The following is a 15,648-nucleotide window of genomic DNA, read 5'->3' as shown; positions in this document are numbered from 1 at the left end:
TATAAGAAAGGTTGATCTAGGTATTACTTAGCTTCGATATGGTCGATCATCAATTGCAATGATTGATTACCACGAAATTCATTCACATCCAGCTTATACGCGAGACGTACTGTTTTAACCGATGCATCTGGCCATCGACGTAGATCAACATTGAATGCGATACCGTCGATCATCACATTGGTAGGGTGACCTTTATAAAGCGGCTCTAACATCAATTTAAGATGCTTCTCACCCACCAGCTTTTGATGCAGTACTTTAAACTCACCATCAAAGATTGGCTCTGGGAAAGCTTGTCCAAAAGGGCCACCCGATCGCAGCTGTTCAGCAACATGCATAGAGAACTCTTCCGGCTTAAGTTCGCCATCTGACATGATCACGCCTTTTAGCGCCGCTTCATCGAGTTCCTTTTTTACCACTTCATCAAACAAACGACTGAAACGCTCAAAATCCTGCTCTTTAATCGTTAAGCCTGCTGCCATGGCGTGTCCACCAAACTTGATGATCAAACCCGGGTTTTGCGTGTCGATGAAATCCAACGCATCGCGCATGTGTAGCCCCGGAATAGAACGACACGAGCCTTTAATCGTCCCTTCTCCACCATCAGCAAATGCAATGACTGGACGATGAAACTTCTCTTTAATGCGCGAAGCCAAAATACCAATCACACCTTGGTGCCAATCACGTTGGAATAAGGCTAAGCCATAAGGAAGCTCATTGCCTTCACCAAACTGAAGGCGCTCACAGAAAGCCATCGCTTCTTGCTTCATGCCTTCTTCAATCTCTTTACGAGTCTGGTTCAAGCCATCCAATTCACTTGCCATGCGACGAGCTGCGTGGATGTTGTTACACATCAGCAGTTCAACACCGAAAGACATGTCATCAAGACGGCCTGCTGCGTTAATACGTGGACCTAAAGCAAAGCCAAAATCGGACGCAACTAAACGACGCGCATCGCGCTTAGCGACCTCAATTAACGCTTGGATGCCGGGACGCGCTTTGCCCGCACGAATACGTTGCAAACCTTGGTGTACAAGAATGCGGTTGTTTTCATCCAATGGAACGACGTCGGCGACGGTACCCAGTGCAACAAGGTCAATCAGTTCCATCAACTTGGGCTCTTGCATCCCCTGTTCTGCAAACCAATTGTGTTTTCGCATATGAACGCATAGTGCCATCATGAGATAAAACGCGACCCCCACACCCGCAAGCGCTTTAGATGGAAAGCTACAGCTGTCAAGGTTTGGGTTCACCATCGCATCCACATCAGGCAACACTTGTCCTGGCAAGTGGTGATCGGTAACAAGCACGGTAATGCCACTTTCTTTTGCGTAACGCACGCCTTCGATTGATGAGACGCCGTTATCCACCGTCATGATCATCTCAGCGCCAAGCTCTAAGGCTTGGTCAACGACTTCTGGGCTTAACCCATAACCGTCTTCAAAACGATTTGGCACTAGGTAATCCACATTGTGACTACCAAGCATACGCAGCGCGAGCACTGATAATGCTGAGCTTGTCGCGCCATCAGCGTCAAAATCACCGACAACGATGATGCGTTTTTGTTCTTTTATCGCCTGAAACAAAAGATCGACAGCTTGCTCAATCCCCCCGAGTTTTTGATATGAATGCAACCCACGGGCCGACGTTTCTAATTGTGAAAGATCCGTTATCCCACGGTTGATGTAGATACGTTTAAGAATCGGAGGAATGGAATCAGGAAGAAGGGAAAGATCAGGTTCAGGACGTCGTTGAATTTCTATCATGCTTAAAAGAGCCGACAACTTTGCCGGCTCTGCTCCTAATGGATTATAGTTGCTTTAAACGTTTCAATAGCTCTGCAGGTGGTAGGTAGCCACCAACCATTTCGCCATTCGGTAAGAAGATTGCTGGCGTACCAGAAATACCCAATTGGCGACCTAGATTGTAATGCGCCTGGATGGTTTCTTTACACTGTTTTAAGTCTTTCGCAGGGTTATCAAATGTACGATTCACTTTCGCGTTGTGCATTGCCGACGCCGGATCTTCAGCACACCAAATCGTTGCCATTTGTTCTGCCACAGGGCCAGTTGCACCTTGGCGAGGGTAAGCCATGTAACGCACTGTAATACCTAGATCATTATAGCCTTGCATTTGGCTATGCAGACGCACACAGTAACCACATGTGATATCGGTGAATACGGTCACAACGTACTTTTCATCGTCGGCTTTGTATTCGATCATGCTATCGAAGAACTGCGCAATTTTCTCGGCGTTAAGTGGCGCTTGACGCTCTGCTATGACATCTTTGTAACTGCCATCATCATTAATGGCATAAAGCGTACCGGCGATAAAATGGCTACCATCATTTGAAGCAAACAGGATCCCGCCATTGGTTTGAATTTCCAATAAGCCAGCGACGTCTGATGGTTGAATATCAACGATAGATAAACCAAGCTTTGAGAACTTAGTTTTTAATGCTGCTTCATCAAAGCCGCTTTGTGCAGCTGGCGCCACTTGTTGCGCAGGAGTCTCCGTTTGAGCCTGACTTTCTTCTGCACCACAAGCGGTAACAAAAAATGGTAAAGTCAGCAGAGTTAGTCGGCGTAATACGCTCATGAAATTCACCTTAATGTAAAATCGTTTTTCCAAGAAGACATGGATGAATCTAACCATTGTTATGCTCTTGGGTGGTGTTGACTGTGGATCTGCTTCAATCGTTCAGTCGCCACGTGAGTATAAATTTGCGTGGTCGATAAGTCACTATGTCCTAAAAGCATCTGTACGACCCTGAGATCTGCGCCATAGTTCAATAAATGCGTGGCAAAGGCATGACGCAGTACGTGCGGCGACAGCTGATCAGTATCAATCCCTGCTATCAAAGCATAGTACTTAATACGGTGCCAAAACGTCTGACGAGTCATTTGTCTTGCGCGTTTACTAGGAAAAACAATATCAGATGATGTATCACCAAGTAACGCAGGGCGCCCTTGTTGAATGAACGTCTCGATCCAATCGACCGCGTTTTCCCCCATAGGAACCAGGCGTTCTTTACCGCCTTTACCAGTCACGCGCACCACCCCTTGGCGCAAGCTAACATTTTCCATGGTCAAACTGACGAGCTCTGTCACACGCAACCCTGTCGCGTAGAGTAGCTCTAGCATCGCTTTATCGCGCAATTCTATAGGGTCATTCGGGTCTGGCGCTTCGAGCAACGCGTCCACTTGCTCTTCACTAATATCTTTGGGTAAACGTTGTGGCAGTTTAGGGCTAACCAAGAGCGCACTCGGGTCATCAGCACGCACCTTCTCACGATGCAGGTATTGAAATAAACGACGAATAGCCGACAACATACGCGCACGGGACGTCTGTTTGTAATCTAAGTCTACAAGGTGGCTTTGATATTCTTGCAAGCCAGACAAACTGATAAAATCAAGACGGTATCGATGTTTTTCCATCCACACGAGCAGCTTCATTAAATCGTTTCGGTAGGAAGCCAACGTGTTCTCTGATAGGCCACGCTCCATCCACATCGCATCTAAGAATTGCTCAACAAGCGAAAAATCTTGTTGATTGACAGGCTGTTGTGCCGTCATGAATGCTTCCTTATCTGTTTATATTTACAGTATTTAGATTAAAGCACCTGCCAATCCAATACCATAAAAAATCATCCCACATAGGATATTCGCTGCAATCTTCCTCAATTTATGGTTAGAATCTTCCACAACAGCAACACAAATAACGACGAATATAATGAAAATCGGACTCTTTTACGGCTCAACGACCTGCTACACCGAAATGGCAGCAGAGAAAATTCGTACCCTTATTGGTGAAGACCTTGTCGACATTCACAATGTGAAAGAGACACCGTTATCACTAATGGCGGACTACGACTTATTACTCCTTGGCATCTCAACTTGGGATTTTGGTGAAATTCAAGAAGATTGGAACGCGATTTGGCAAGACATCGCGACCACGCCACTGAAAGGCAAAGTTGTAGCGCTGTTTGGTCTGGGTGACCAAGAAGGTTACGGAGAGTGGTATTTAGATGCGATGGGCTTACTTCACGATGAATTGCAAGCCACAGGTGCAACCTTTATCGGTTACTGGCCAAATGAAGGCTACGAATTTGAAGCATCGAAAGCATTGATCGAAGATGGCAGTAAGTTTGTTGGACTTGCGTTAGATGAAGACTCACAGTACGAACTGAGTGATGAACGCATCGAAAAATGGTGTGAACAAGTTCTTGTGGAATTCCACGACACGCTTTAATAGCGCAAACACGTAATCATTAAAAAGTAAAAAGCCCGATGAAGTAATTCATCGGGCTTTTTACTTTTTAATGATTACGCGAAGTGATTACGCGGTTTCTTGTGCTAGCTCTGGGCGAGGTTTCGCGATGAAGAACATGCACACGATAGCCGCAAATGTTGGAAGCACCCAACCCATGCCGACTTCGAATAATGGCAACATGTTAAACGCAGAAACATCAATACCCGATACTTTTGCCGCATCAACCAACGCAAACAGCAGAGATACAAGCAGTACTGCACGGTAAGCAAAGCGTGGATTCGGCAGTTTGCTACGCACAAATGTTAGTGCAACCAACGCAATCGCCACAGGGTATAGCGCAAACAATACTGGCACTGACAGAGAAATCAGCTGCGCAAGACCAACGTTTGCAACCAATGCACAAACAGAACCATTAATCAGTACCCATTGCTTGTATGACAGTGGTGTTTTCGAGCTGAAGAAATCTGAACACGCAGAAATCAAACCAATCGCGGTTGTCAGACACGCTAGCAATACGATGACAGACAGAACGATTTGACCGTATGGACCAAACAACGCTTGAACGTATTGGCTAAGCACTAGGCCACCATTATCAGCACCAGCAGCAACCGTTGCACTCGTCGCACCTAAGTAAAATAGTGAGATGTAAACAAACGCAAGACCAGCAGCAGCAATACAACCTGCATAGATCAGATATTTAGTAGTTGCAGAGCGCTCAGTAATGCCTTTACCGCGCAGTGCATCAACCATCAGCATACCAAACATCAATGACGCGAACGTATCCATTGTGTTGTAGCCTTCTAAGAAGCCTTTGGTCAGAGGCTGCGTTAGGTATTCACCGTGCGCGCCTATCATATCGCCCTGAGGATCAAGGAAGACAGCGACAGCAAGAATGATCAAACCAACAAACAATGCTGGTGTCAGTACTTTACCGATAAGATCGATCAAACGACCTTGGAACCATGAGAACATCATCGCTGCGATAAAAAAGATCACTGAGAACGCTGTCAGATGCGTTTGTGATGCCTCAAGGAAGAAAGGTTTCACCGCCATCTCGTAAGCCACTAGGCCAGTACGAGGCGCTGCAAACGCAGGACCAATGATGATGAAAATCAGTGCAGCCATAAGAACTGCCGCTTTTTTCGGAAGATCTTGCGTCAAGTGATCCCAAGAACCACCAGCAACAGCAATAGCAACGATAGTAATAAGAGGTAGACCTACCGCTGTTAGCAAGAAACCAAACATAGCTGGCATTAAGTTTTCACCCGCTAACTGACCCGCTAGAGGTGGAAAGATAATATTGCCCGCACCTAAAAAGAACGCAAATAGCATAAAGCCTACTGCGATAATATCTGTTAGTTTTAACGTCTGCTTCACAGATAACCCTTGTCTTTTAATTAATGAATGTTGTGTATGCTTAGACCACTTTTTGTATACCTAAAGTCAATAAGTACACGTGGTTCAATCTATAAAATTTTCGCCGCATAATGACGAAAGACTCATCATTTGGCAACCTTTAAGAAAAAAACACCATATTAATTTAGTTTTCAAACTTAAAAGCAGTGGATATAACCAGATCCAAATAACAGACCAGTTCTTTATCTCGATCAATTAACAATACAATTTAATAACCAACAAAACAACAATCTATACAATTAATAAACAATAGAGCAATCCACTTAATTATTGAGCAAATATAAAACAATCATGAAGAACAAAACACTGAAAACTAAAGGCTTCAATTTGAAGCAATTTTGTATTGAGGGCGGCGAGAGTGGTATGCCAGTCAGCACAGATGGGGTAATGCTTGGTGCTTGGATTCAAAGCCCTAACGACGCTAAAATTCTCGATATTGGCACTGGCACTGGCCTGCTTGCCCTGATGTGTGCTCAACGCTTTACGAAAGCTCAAATAACCGCGGTCGATATCGAATTAACAGCCGTTGTTGCCGCGCAAAAAAATATGGCCCAGTCTCCTTGGTCAGATCGTGTAAGTGTGCATCACACCGACATACTGCACTTTACGCCGACACATCCATTCCAACGCATCATTTGTAACCCGCCCTACTTCAACAGCGGCGAGCAATCGAAACACAGTCAACGTGCAACCGCGAGGCACACTGATACGCTAGGCCATAACGCATTGCTACAGCGTTGCTATCATTTGCTTGATGACGAAGGGAGAGCTAGTTTTGTGTTGCCAATCACCGAAGGCGAGCAGTTCATTGAGCTAGCATTAAACCAAGGTTGGTATCTATCGAGGATCTGTCGTGTGCAACCATCAGAAAAGAAACCAGTACACCGATTGTTATTTGAACTGTCAAAACGACCTTGCGATTCGCAAACGTCACATTTAATTATCCGTTCAAATGACGGCTATAGTGATGATTTCATCCAGTTAACTCGCGAGTTTTATCTTAAGATGTGAAATAACATGTGATCCTTATCACCAATCACTTTATAATGTGCGACCTTTTTGTATTCTATGCTGTTGTGGCGAACCATTAACCAAGCTTTGCTTGTGGAGAACTCATTGTGATCAGAACCTTTGCTGAACTTGATCTAGACCAAAACCTACTTGAAGCCATTGAAGAGATGGGTTACGAACGCCCAACAAAAATTCAGGCAGAAGCGATTCCACAAGCGTTGGACGGTCGTGACATTCTAGCGTCAGCGCCAACAGGAACTGGAAAAACGGCCGCCTTCGTCCTGCCAGCATTGCAATACTTGCAAGACTTCCCTCGTCGTAAGCCTGGGCCTGCGCGTATTTTGATCCTAACGCCTACTCGCGAACTGGCGATGCAAATTGCCGATCAAGCACGTGCTTTGGCAAAAAATACCAAACTCAACATTTTCACCATCACTGGTGGTGTTCAGTACCAAGAGCACGCCGACATCCTTGCAACAACGCAAGACATTGTGGTTGCGACACCTGGCCGTTTAAAAGAATACATTGATGCAGAACGTTTTGATTGTCGTGCAATCGAATGGTTAATCCTTGATGAAGCAGACCGTATGCTAGATATGGGTTTTGCTCCTACTGTCGATCGCCTATCGAACGAATGTCGCTGGCGTAAGCAAACCCTTCTGTTCTCAGCAACGTTAGAAGGGAAAGGCGTAGAAGGCTTTACCGCTGATCTGTTGAATGACCCAGCAGAGATTGATGCAAAATCGCCGCTGCGTGAGCGTAAGAAAATTGCTCAGTGGTACCACCGAGCTGATGATGCTGAACACAAACTGGAATTACTAAAACACATTATTACTCAGCAAGCTGAGCGCACTATCGTCTTTTTAAAGACTCGTGAGCGTTTGGCTGAGCTACGAGCGCAGCTTGAAAGTGCACAGATTCCATGTTCTTGGATTCAAGGTGAAATGCCGCAAGATCGTCGTAACAATGCGATTTCTCGCTTCCGCGATGGAACTGTGAATGTGCTGCTCGCGACGGACGTTGCTGCGCGTGGTATCGATCTTCCGGATGTATCACACGTTATCAACTACGACATGCCGCGCACGGCTGATGTTTACCTTCACCGTATCGGCCGTACGGCTCGCGCAGGTAAGAAAGGTAACGCTATCTCAATCGTAGAAGCACACGACCAACCAATGATGGATCGCGTTGCACGTTACGTGAAAGAAGACATCAAAGAGCGTTTCGTGAAAGAGATGCGTCCTAAACACAAAAAGCCAGTGTTTAAGAAGAAAAAGAAAAAAGACGACAAGAAAAAAGTAGCGAAAAAGAAAACCGCTAAGAAGAAGTAATCTTGTTGGGGCGAAGTAGCTCAAGCTAAAAAACAAAGGGTTGGCAATGCCAACCCTTTTTCGTTTGTGCTGATAGAGATTAACGTAGACTACGTCTCAATCAGCTTTATTTTTGCTCTTCGCGTTTAAATACTAACTCTGTTGGCGTCGATTCATCTTCCACAAAGTAGTAACCCGCCGTATCAAACTTAGTCAGGTCTGCAACGCTCTCAACACGGTTTTCAATGATGTAACGCGCCATCATACCGCGCGCTTTCTTCGCGTAAAAACTGATGACCTTGTATTGACCATTCTTACAATCTTTGAATACTGGCGTGATCACTTGCGCATCTAAATTCTTTGGCTTAACCGCTTTAAAGTATTCATTTGATGCAAGGTTGATAAGGACATTATCACCTTGAGCAGAAATCGCTTCGTTAAGCTTGTCCGTAATTACATTGCCCCAAAACTGGTACAAGTTCGTACCCTTGTCGTTTGCAAGCTTGGTACCCATTTCAAGACGGTATGGCTGCATCAAATCAAGTGGTTTTAGTAAACCATAAAGACCCGATAGCATACGCAGATGATCTTGAGCATATTCGAAGTCCGCTTCAGATAAACTTTCGGCGTCTAGCCCTGTGTAAACGTCACCTTTAAATGCAAGAATGGCTTGTCGTGAGTTTTCCGTGGTAAACGTTTCACTCCACTCTTGGAATCGGCCCACATTTAAATCGGCAATCTTGTCGCTCACTTTCATTAAAGAGGCAACATCAGCAGGAGTCAGTTTGCGGCAAACATCGATAAGCTCTTTTGAGTATTCGACCAACTCAGGTTGAGTAAATTTTTCTGTCGCTAACGGAGACTCGTAATCAAGAGTCTTCGCTGGAGAAACTACGATAAGCATGACTTTCCCTTCTCTAATTTTGTTTTTAATAGGGTACAAAAAAAGCCATGCATTGTCTGCATGGCTTTTTACATCGTACTAATAGCTTTCAACTATGAGTGATAGCTCACTTAGTCTTTTTTATCGTTGTACCAAATGCCTTCTTCAAGCTGAGATTTCAGCTCTGGGAAGTCATTCGCATCAAATGTTGGCACTTTGCCTTCACCAAGCTGGCGGTTGTAATCTTTGGCCAGTTTAATCACGATGCCAGATAGCAAGATGATCGCCACCAAGTTGACTATCGCCATCAGACCCATAGAGACATCAGCAAGCGACCATACGACTGGTAACGAAGCTAGTGCACCAAACATCACCATACCAAGAACAATAACGCGGAAAATGCTTAAGCCCGCTTTATGATTGTGCTCTAGGAAGATTAAGTTCGTTTCAGCATACGAGTAGTTTGCAATGATTGAAGTAAACGCAAAGAAGAAGATTGCCACAGCAACAAAGATGCCGCCCCAATCGCCAACTTGTGAGCTCAATGCACGCTGAGTTAGCTCGATACCCGTCACTTCTGTTGCTTGACCGACATACTCACCAGACATCAGGATGATAGCCACTGTTGCAGAACAGATAACGATCGTATCCATGAACACGCCTAGCATCTGTACATAACCTTGAGACGCTGGGTGTGGTGGGTAAGGTGTTGCTGAAGCTGCCGCGTTAGGTGCAGAACCCATACCTGCTTCATTCGAGAATAGACCGCGCTTGATACCGTTAATCATTGCCTGTGCAATTGCGTAGCCAAGACCACCTGCTGCTGCTTCTTGCAGACCAAATGCACTCTTAAAGATAAGCATCAATACATCAGGTAATTTCTCTAGGTTAGAGAACATGATGAACAGCGCTAGGGCTAGATAAAGTAGTGCCATGATCGGAACGATCATCTCAGCAACTCTTGCGATACGCTTGATGCCACCGAAAATAACAATTGCAGACAGTAAAACAACGGCAATACCGACATACAGGTTATTCCAACCAAATGCGTTGCTCATTGCATTGGCAATTGAGTTAGCTTGTACGGCGTTGAATACCAAACCAAAAGCGATGATTAGGAAAACTGAGAACAACACGCCCATCCAACGCATGCCCAGGCCTTTTTCCATGTAGTAGGCAGGGCCACCACGGTAGTTGCCATCATCATCTTTGGTTTTGTATAACTGCGCCAGTGTGCTCTCAGCAAACGATGTTGCCATACCAAGCATTGCAATCAGCCACATCCAGAAGATCGCACCAGGACCACCCGCAGTCAATGCAACTGCAACGCCCGCCATGTTACCTGTACCAACACGTGCAGCAAGACTAGTACAAAGCGCTTGGAAAGAGGAAATACCAGCTTTGTCTGCTTTACGGCTGTTCTTAAGAACAGAGAACATGTGGCCGAAATGGCGGAACTGAATGAACCCTAATCGAACGGTGAAGTAAATACCAACACCAACAAGAAGATAAACCAGAATCGAGCCCCAGAGGAGATCGTTCATCAAATTGATTAAGTCTGTCATGTGTACCTCAAAGTGAGTTGCGCCAGTCTATGCGTCCTAGCCATCCACCAAATTGCCTGCTAAGTGTCAAAGTGTGCTTAGCTTTTTAAGTAATGTTTATGGGCAATCTAGAATCGTAAACGTCGCTTCATGCATCCATTTTACGTACCAGCGTATTTTTTGACGGGCGGATAATGCAACCTAGGAGCGCAAAAATCAATATGCAACAACAAGAATAACATTGTTATTTTTCACTATAAAGTCACCAAAAAATAACATAAATAGAAGACTTAACACTCAAACTGCGCAACATTTCAATTACCAAACACCAACATAAATAATTATTCTTCATTAAATGGAATGGTAAACCGTATAAACAAGAACAAGCTAGTATTCACAAGGTGTTACATAAATTTACGCTAGTGACTTACCATCTAATTGAACACTATTTCATCAAACTGATTTTATGCAACTTTAACCTTTGCGCAGTGCACCCATTCATCAAATCGAATTAACATAGAAAATCTCTCTATTTAATCGTTTTCTTGAGATCGTTTGTGCATTTTTTATCCACATCGTTGCAATAAAAAGTGTGATTTTGAGAATATTTTTGCACGAAAATGTCATGCTACCGACACAAATGCGAAATATATCATGGTTATTCTCACGGCTATTGTGGTACTAAAAAAACTCCACAAGGACTGGTTACAACAGTTTAGCTTAAGAAAGGTAAAGGTGGCTTATGGAAGGCTTTCAACTAGATGACATTTTTAATCTGGATACTACCTCAACAACCAAATCTCGTGCCAAACCAGTAAAGCGAAAGTGGCGTGAAATAGAAGAGATGAACGACAGACGCAATTTGCTTAAAGAGCTGCGCGAACTTGATGTCTGTACCGATTATAACTTGGAAGACATTAAACTCTAATTCAAACAAAAGGCACCTTACAGGTGCCTTTTGTTTTTTGTTTACAGTGACCGTAAACACCGTGAGTTTATGTACCAAGGTTTAAGTATGAATACCATTATTACTCAATGAGAATCTTCCGTACTTTTTGCCGAGAAATATGCACACTAAATTTTCGGTTGATTCCCAATAAATAAGAAATGTATCTCACAAACCCGAGAGACGGCTTTCGCTCGCTCAGGTTTCATCATTCAGTCTTAAACATATTCAGTATCACTTTGACGAACACGTTCGGCCAACTGCTTATAACGATCAGCAATCGTGTCACCAAACACAGGATCATCCTCACTGACGCTCCACAAGCTCTCGACATGCTGCCAATCTTCTGTGGTAAATAACTCTTCAATGAGAGGCAAAATTTTTCGCTCTTCTAGCTCCAAGTGGTGCCTTTGCGATTCTATGAAATCTTCTAGGTGAGCGACAAACATGTCTTGTGGCACAACAGCATCCTGAAGGATCATCTCTATCACGGATGAAAACTCTCTGGTTTTACTCGCTAACTCTAGATGTTCTTTCTCTAAATTTTCCATGGTTTGTTGCTTACCATAGTGTTCAAGAAAGTGGTGATAGAGGATATCTTCTTTCGGGTGGTGTACTTTCTCCGAATGATTAGAGAGGTAATCAACAATCTCGCTTACTAACGCATAGTTGATTACACGTTCTTTTTTTATCTCATTAAGCTTATGGCGCAGTATCGCCAACAGACGAACCATATAACCATGTTCGCGTCGAATTCTTTCGATCATCATAGCGTCTCTCCTTAACACCTACTTTTAGTAAGTGTACATGAGAAATTTACTATCAGCCTCGAGCGTGCTCAAAAAAACAGCGATCATAGCATCCATGATCGCTGTCTCTTCATTTATACCGTTAATGGCAAATGCCAGTTAATTGGTGCTTTTTCTTGTGATGTAAGCAACTGGTTTGCTTGAGAGAAATGCTTACAACCGAAAAAGCCTCGATGTGCCGATAACGGCGATGGATGCGGTGCTGCCAAGACATGGTGTTTATTGCGATCGATAAAACGACCTTTCTTCTGTGCATGTGAACCCCACAGCAGGAACACTACACCTTCTTGATGCTGATTAATGGCTTCAATCACTCGATCAGTAAACGTTTCCCAACCTGTCTTTGAATGTGAATGCGCTTTACCTTGCTCCACCGTTAATACCGTATTGAGTAACAATACGCCTTGTTCAGCCCAGCTTTGCAAAAAACCATGCTGAGGGATTTGGAAACCTTCAATATCTTGCGCCAGCTCTTTATACATATTAACCAGTGACGGTGGCGTTTTAATGCCAGGAAGTACAGAGAAACACAGGCCATGCGCCTGATTTGGGCCGTGGTATGGGTCTTGTCCTAGAATCACGACCTTAACGTCTTTGAACTCGGTAAAACGAAACGCGTTAAAGACATCTTTTGCGGGAGGAAAAATAGCTTTGCCTGCGGCGCGTTCGGCTTCAACAAAATTCAAGGTGTCTACAAAGTAGCTCTGCTTTTTCTCTTCGCCGATCACATCGTGCCAAGTGGGTGACTGATTCATGGAAAGTTCCTGTCCTAAATTTTGCTTCTATTCTAACGAGCGAAACTCAAACAAACAAAAACTTACCACGAACTTGAGACAAGTAATAAAAGACTAATGCTTCTGTGGCGTTCGAAAGTGCCCCTGTCCGGTAATGTGACGATTAGGCATCGGTAAGCGAAGCACGCGACGAGTGTAAGCATAAGGAGTAAAAGAGAGTGGTCGAGACATGTTGGCATCCTTCTTTGCTAATTCAGAGATTGATGTTCAATGACTAAGAAAGAAAGGTGCCAACTTTGTGGTTACGCCATTAACTGTCAATGGCCGCTAAATGGAATTGACGCAACGTGTTGATCTCTTGCTGCCAAATATCTGGATCAATTGTTTCCAAAATCAGAGGGATACCATCAAAACGAGGGTCTTTCGCGATGTACTCAAAGCAATCCCACCCGATCTCTCCTTTACCTAGAGAATGGTGGCGATCCACTTTGCTGGCAAACTCTACTTTTGAATCATTTAGATGCATTGCTCTTAAATAGTGCATACCTACGATACGGTCGAACTCTGCAAAGGTGCGCTCGCAATCTTCTTTTGTACGTAAGTCATAACCAGCCGTAAAGGTATGGCAGGTATCAATACAAACGCCGACACGATCTTTATCTTCCACTTGCTCGATGATTTCAGCAAGGTGCTCAAACTTCCAGCCTAAGTTAGTGCCTTGACCTGCCGTATTCTCGATAATAGCGATCACATTCGGCACCGCTTTATGCGCAAGATTGATCGACTCGGCGATCGTCGCGAGGCACTCCTGTTCAGAGACTTTCTTTAGGTGACTACCCGGATGGAAGTTAAGCAAAGTCAGCCCCAACTGATTACAACGCTCCATTTCATCAATAAATGCCGCGCGGGATTTATTCAGCTTTTCTTCTTCCGGCGCACCCAAGTTAATCAGATAAGAATCATGGGGAAGAATATGTTCTGCTCCGAAACCCAGCATTTTACAGTTCGCTTTAAACGCACTGATGGTTTTTGCTTCTAAAGGCTTCGCCACCCACTGGCGTTGGTTTTTTGTAAATAGTGCGAATGCATTCGCGCCAATTTCACGAGCTCTCAACGGAGCTTGATCGACCCCACCAGCAGCAGAGACATGTGCACCAATGAGTTTATTCCCAAGCTTGTTTTTCATGTTTGTCATTTAATCACTTTAGACTTTCAGTATTGCTACCTAAATACAGATAGTTGCGTTAACCAGTTTAAACTTTAATCTCAATTTGTAGTAAATTTACAACAAAACTAGTTATTAGATATTTTTTATATTATCAAATAAATTGTAATTAGTTTGTTTTCAAAGGTTTTATTGATTTAACTCAATAAAATTACCTTAATAAAAATAATGTTTTTGGTTGTTTTTTGACTTAAATCAATATTAAAATAGTGGATATTAGCTATATAATACTCAGCTCAACGAAAATTCGAAAATTAACACCAATAATCACCACGTAAGTGGTCTAGGAGATAGTGATGATCCAAGGTATCCAAATTACAAAAGCGGCAAACGACGACCTACTAAACTCTATCTGGCTATTAGATAGCGAAAAAAATGAAGCTCGTTGTGTTGCTGCAACTGCTGGCTACGAAGCAGACCAAGTTATCGCAATCAGCGACCTAGGTGAATACGAAAGCCGTGAAGTTGCAATCGAAACTGCTCCTCGTATCGAAGGCGGCCAACACCTAAACGTGAACGTGCTTAAACGCGAAACACTAGAAGATGCAGTTGCACACCCAGAGAAATACCCACAACTAACTATTCGTGTTTCTGGTTACGCAGTACGTTTTAACTCGCTAACTCCAGAGCAACAACGTGATGTAATCGCTCGTACTTTTACTGAGACTCTATAATCTCTCAGTAAACTAGCTCGCTAGAATTTAAAAAGCTTGGTCAGCAATGACCAAGCTTTTTTGTTTCAGAATCCTTCTAAACCCTTTCTATAATGGAAAGCAACTCGCCTCTAAGGTGCATTTCTTTGCGAAGGATCTTTCTGAAACGCTTGCGCTAAAGAGGTTGGATCAAGCCTATCTCTTTGCAGTGAAGCCCCTTCTGCCCACCAAATCAATTGATGCATAGTGCGATTCATATAGTTGTCCCACTGCGTCTGCTCCGACTCATCCTCAGCAACGCCCTGTTCATCAAACACTTCTTGCGCTTTCGGAATGTGGATCATCGCAGAGACAGGTAGACATCCAAGTTCAGATAAGAAGGTACGCATAGAAACGGCAGCTCTAACACCACCCCATTGTCCGGCAGAATAGGTCACGATAGCACTCGGCTTGTAAGAAAACAGCGAACTGCCGAAATGGTTAAGCATGTTCGCCAAAGCAGGACTCATCGAATGGTTATATTCCGGGCTAACCATCACATACCCATCGGCCTGTTTGATTTTGTCTGCCAGCTCACTTAGGTGCTGCGGAACTTTAGAGCGGTGATAAGCAAACTCGGGCTTAAACACATCGCCAAAGTCGTAATTCAAAGGGTCGATGATTTCGACCGTATGTTGCGAATGTTGACTCGCGATGAGTTTTTCACACGCTTTACTGACTCGCATTCCTAAACGGGCTGGTCGTGGTGGCGTGCTGTTTCTCACTGAGCCAAGAAAAATCAAAAAATGCATGCTTCTCTTTCCATCTCATTTAGTTAAGTTCGTTTCTCAATCATAAAGAGAGTCAAA

General features: G+C 44.0%; 15 protein-coding genes. 5 read left to right on the top strand and 10 right to left on the bottom strand.

What is annotated here, in order from left to right:
* Window positions 1–23: 23 nt before the first annotated feature.
* From recJ to xerD, 3 genes are read right to left on the bottom strand one after another with little or no spacing between them, the layout of a single operon-like run.
* Window positions 24–1,763 carry a single-stranded-DNA-specific exonuclease RecJ gene (gene recJ, locus R7O03_RS05330; protein WP_318131561.1) on the bottom strand — a complete coding sequence of 580 codons (1,740 nt, stop codon included), beginning with the start codon at window positions 1,761–1,763 and terminating at the stop codon, window positions 24–26.
* Window positions 1,764–1,806: 43 nt separating this feature from the next.
* The gene (gene dsbC, locus R7O03_RS05325) at window positions 1,807–2,595 is read right to left on the bottom strand and encodes a bifunctional protein-disulfide isomerase/oxidoreductase DsbC (RefSeq protein WP_318131560.1); all 789 of its coding nucleotides are present in this window, start codon (window positions 2,593–2,595) and stop codon (window positions 1,807–1,809) included.
* A gap of 59 nt (window positions 2,596–2,654) precedes the next feature.
* Window positions 2,655–3,572 carry a site-specific tyrosine recombinase XerD gene (gene xerD, locus R7O03_RS05320; protein WP_005381788.1) on the bottom strand — a complete coding sequence of 306 codons (918 nt, stop codon included), beginning with the start codon at window positions 3,570–3,572 and terminating at the stop codon, window positions 2,655–2,657.
* Window positions 3,573–3,729: 157 nt separating this feature from the next.
* Here xerD and fldB point away from each other — a divergent pair, with 157 nt between their 5' ends.
* Entirely contained in the window at window positions 3,730–4,248 is a 519-nt protein-coding gene (gene fldB / locus R7O03_RS05315) for a flavodoxin FldB (RefSeq protein ID WP_005381790.1), read from the top strand.
* Window positions 4,249–4,335: 87 nt separating this feature from the next.
* On the opposite strand, the gene brnQ is transcribed toward fldB, so the two are convergent.
* Window positions 4,336–5,646, bottom strand: coding sequence for a branched-chain amino acid transport system II carrier protein (gene brnQ, locus R7O03_RS05310; protein ID WP_005381792.1), 1,311 nt, complete (start codon window positions 5,644–5,646; stop codon window positions 4,336–4,338).
* A 330-nt stretch (window positions 5,647–5,976) separates the two neighbouring features.
* On the opposite strand from brnQ, the gene R7O03_RS05305 reads away from it, so the two are divergent.
* Window positions 5,977–6,696 (top strand): tRNA1(Val) (adenine(37)-N6)-methyltransferase, encoded by a 720-nt coding sequence (locus R7O03_RS05305; RefSeq protein ID WP_318131559.1) that lies wholly within the window; start codon window positions 5,977–5,979, stop codon window positions 6,694–6,696.
* Window positions 6,697–6,803: 107 nt separating this feature from the next.
* Window positions 6,804–8,027, top strand: a complete 1,224-nt coding sequence (gene srmB, locus R7O03_RS05300) for an ATP-dependent RNA helicase SrmB (protein ID WP_005381797.1) — start codon at window positions 6,804–6,806, stop codon at window positions 8,025–8,027.
* 106 nt (window positions 8,028–8,133) lie between these two features.
* Here the strand turns inward: srmB and yaaA are convergent, their stop codons facing one another.
* Both yaaA and R7O03_RS05290 read right to left on the bottom strand, forming a co-directional pair.
* Window positions 8,134–8,910, bottom strand: a complete 777-nt coding sequence (yaaA, locus tag R7O03_RS05295; RefSeq protein ID WP_005382848.1) for a peroxide stress protein YaaA — start codon at window positions 8,908–8,910, stop codon at window positions 8,134–8,136.
* 110 nt (window positions 8,911–9,020) lie between these two features.
* Entirely contained in the window at window positions 9,021–10,454 is a 1,434-nt protein-coding gene (locus R7O03_RS05290; RefSeq protein ID WP_005381800.1) for an alanine/glycine:cation symporter family protein, read from the bottom strand.
* 721 nt (window positions 10,455–11,175) lie between these two features.
* Between R7O03_RS05290 and R7O03_RS05285 the strand changes: the two genes are divergently transcribed.
* The gene (locus tag R7O03_RS05285) at window positions 11,176–11,361 is read left to right on the top strand and encodes a DUF3545 family protein (RefSeq protein ID WP_005381805.1); all 186 of its coding nucleotides are present in this window, start codon (window positions 11,176–11,178) and stop codon (window positions 11,359–11,361) included.
* A gap of 236 nt (window positions 11,362–11,597) precedes the next feature.
* Here the strand turns inward: R7O03_RS05285 and R7O03_RS05280 are convergent, their stop codons facing one another.
* From R7O03_RS05280 to nfo, 3 genes are all read right to left on the bottom strand, one after another.
* Window positions 11,598–12,149: a hemerythrin domain-containing protein gene (locus R7O03_RS05280; protein WP_005381807.1), complete on the bottom strand. Its 552-nt coding sequence runs from the start codon at window positions 12,147–12,149 to the stop codon at window positions 11,598–11,600.
* A 113-nt stretch (window positions 12,150–12,262) separates the two neighbouring features.
* Window positions 12,263–12,943, bottom strand: coding sequence for a uracil-DNA glycosylase (ung, locus tag R7O03_RS05275; protein ID WP_005382846.1), 681 nt, complete (start codon window positions 12,941–12,943; stop codon window positions 12,263–12,265).
* A gap of 289 nt (window positions 12,944–13,232) precedes the next feature.
* A complete protein-coding gene (nfo, locus tag R7O03_RS05270; protein ID WP_213903627.1) occupies window positions 13,233–14,117 on the bottom strand; it encodes a deoxyribonuclease IV in 885 nt (294 codons plus the stop codon).
* A 326-nt stretch (window positions 14,118–14,443) separates the two neighbouring features.
* Here nfo and grcA point away from each other — a divergent pair, with 326 nt between their 5' ends.
* The gene (gene grcA, locus R7O03_RS05265; RefSeq protein WP_005381814.1) at window positions 14,444–14,821 is read left to right on the top strand and encodes an autonomous glycyl radical cofactor GrcA; all 378 of its coding nucleotides are present in this window, start codon (window positions 14,444–14,446) and stop codon (window positions 14,819–14,821) included.
* A 110-nt stretch (window positions 14,822–14,931) separates the two neighbouring features.
* Here the strand turns inward: grcA and R7O03_RS05260 are convergent, their stop codons facing one another.
* Entirely contained in the window at window positions 14,932–15,591 is a 660-nt protein-coding gene (locus R7O03_RS05260; RefSeq protein WP_213966860.1) for an NADPH-dependent FMN reductase, read from the bottom strand.
* Window positions 15,592–15,648 lie beyond the last annotated feature (57 nt).

This window comes from Vibrio sp. Vb2960 (assembly GCF_033337665.1).
GTDB classification, from domain to species: domain Bacteria; phylum Pseudomonadota; class Gammaproteobacteria; order Enterobacterales; family Vibrionaceae; genus Vibrio; species Vibrio alginolyticus.
Note: the sequence above shows the minus strand (reverse complement) of the source record. Positions and strands in the feature narration are given on the sequence as shown.

Excerpts from the sequence above, each read along its gene's own strand:
- fldB (WP_005381790.1), top strand. The coding sequence starts at position 3,730 with ATGAAAATCGGACTCTTTTACGGCTCAACGACCTGCTACACCGAAATG.
- R7O03_RS05280 (WP_005381807.1), bottom strand. The coding sequence starts at position 12,149 with ATGATGATCGAAAGAATTCGACGCGAACATGGTTATATGGTTCGTCTG.
- nfo (WP_213903627.1), bottom strand. The coding sequence starts at position 14,117 with ATGACAAACATGAAAAACAAGCTTGGGAATAAACTCATTGGTGCACAT.
- R7O03_RS05285 (WP_005381805.1), top strand. The coding sequence starts at position 11,176 with ATGGAAGGCTTTCAACTAGATGACATTTTTAATCTGGATACTACCTCA.
- R7O03_RS05260 (WP_213966860.1), bottom strand. The coding sequence starts at position 15,591 with ATGCATTTTTTGATTTTTCTTGGCTCAGTGAGAAACAGCACGCCACCA.
- R7O03_RS05290 (WP_005381800.1), bottom strand. The coding sequence starts at position 10,454 with ATGACAGACTTAATCAATTTGATGAACGATCTCCTCTGGGGCTCGATT.
- ung (WP_005382846.1), bottom strand. The coding sequence starts at position 12,943 with ATGAATCAGTCACCCACTTGGCACGATGTGATCGGCGAAGAGAAAAAG.
- yaaA (WP_005382848.1), bottom strand. The coding sequence starts at position 8,910 with ATGCTTATCGTAGTTTCTCCAGCGAAGACTCTTGATTACGAGTCTCCG.
- recJ (WP_318131561.1), bottom strand. The coding sequence starts at position 1,763 with ATGATAGAAATTCAACGACGTCCTGAACCTGATCTTTCCCTTCTTCCT.
- xerD (WP_005381788.1), bottom strand. The coding sequence starts at position 3,572 with ATGACGGCACAACAGCCTGTCAATCAACAAGATTTTTCGCTTGTTGAG.
- dsbC (WP_318131560.1), bottom strand. The coding sequence starts at position 2,595 with ATGAGCGTATTACGCCGACTAACTCTGCTGACTTTACCATTTTTTGTT.
- R7O03_RS05305 (WP_318131559.1), top strand. The coding sequence starts at position 5,977 with ATGAAGAACAAAACACTGAAAACTAAAGGCTTCAATTTGAAGCAATTT.
- grcA (WP_005381814.1), top strand. The coding sequence starts at position 14,444 with ATGATCCAAGGTATCCAAATTACAAAAGCGGCAAACGACGACCTACTA.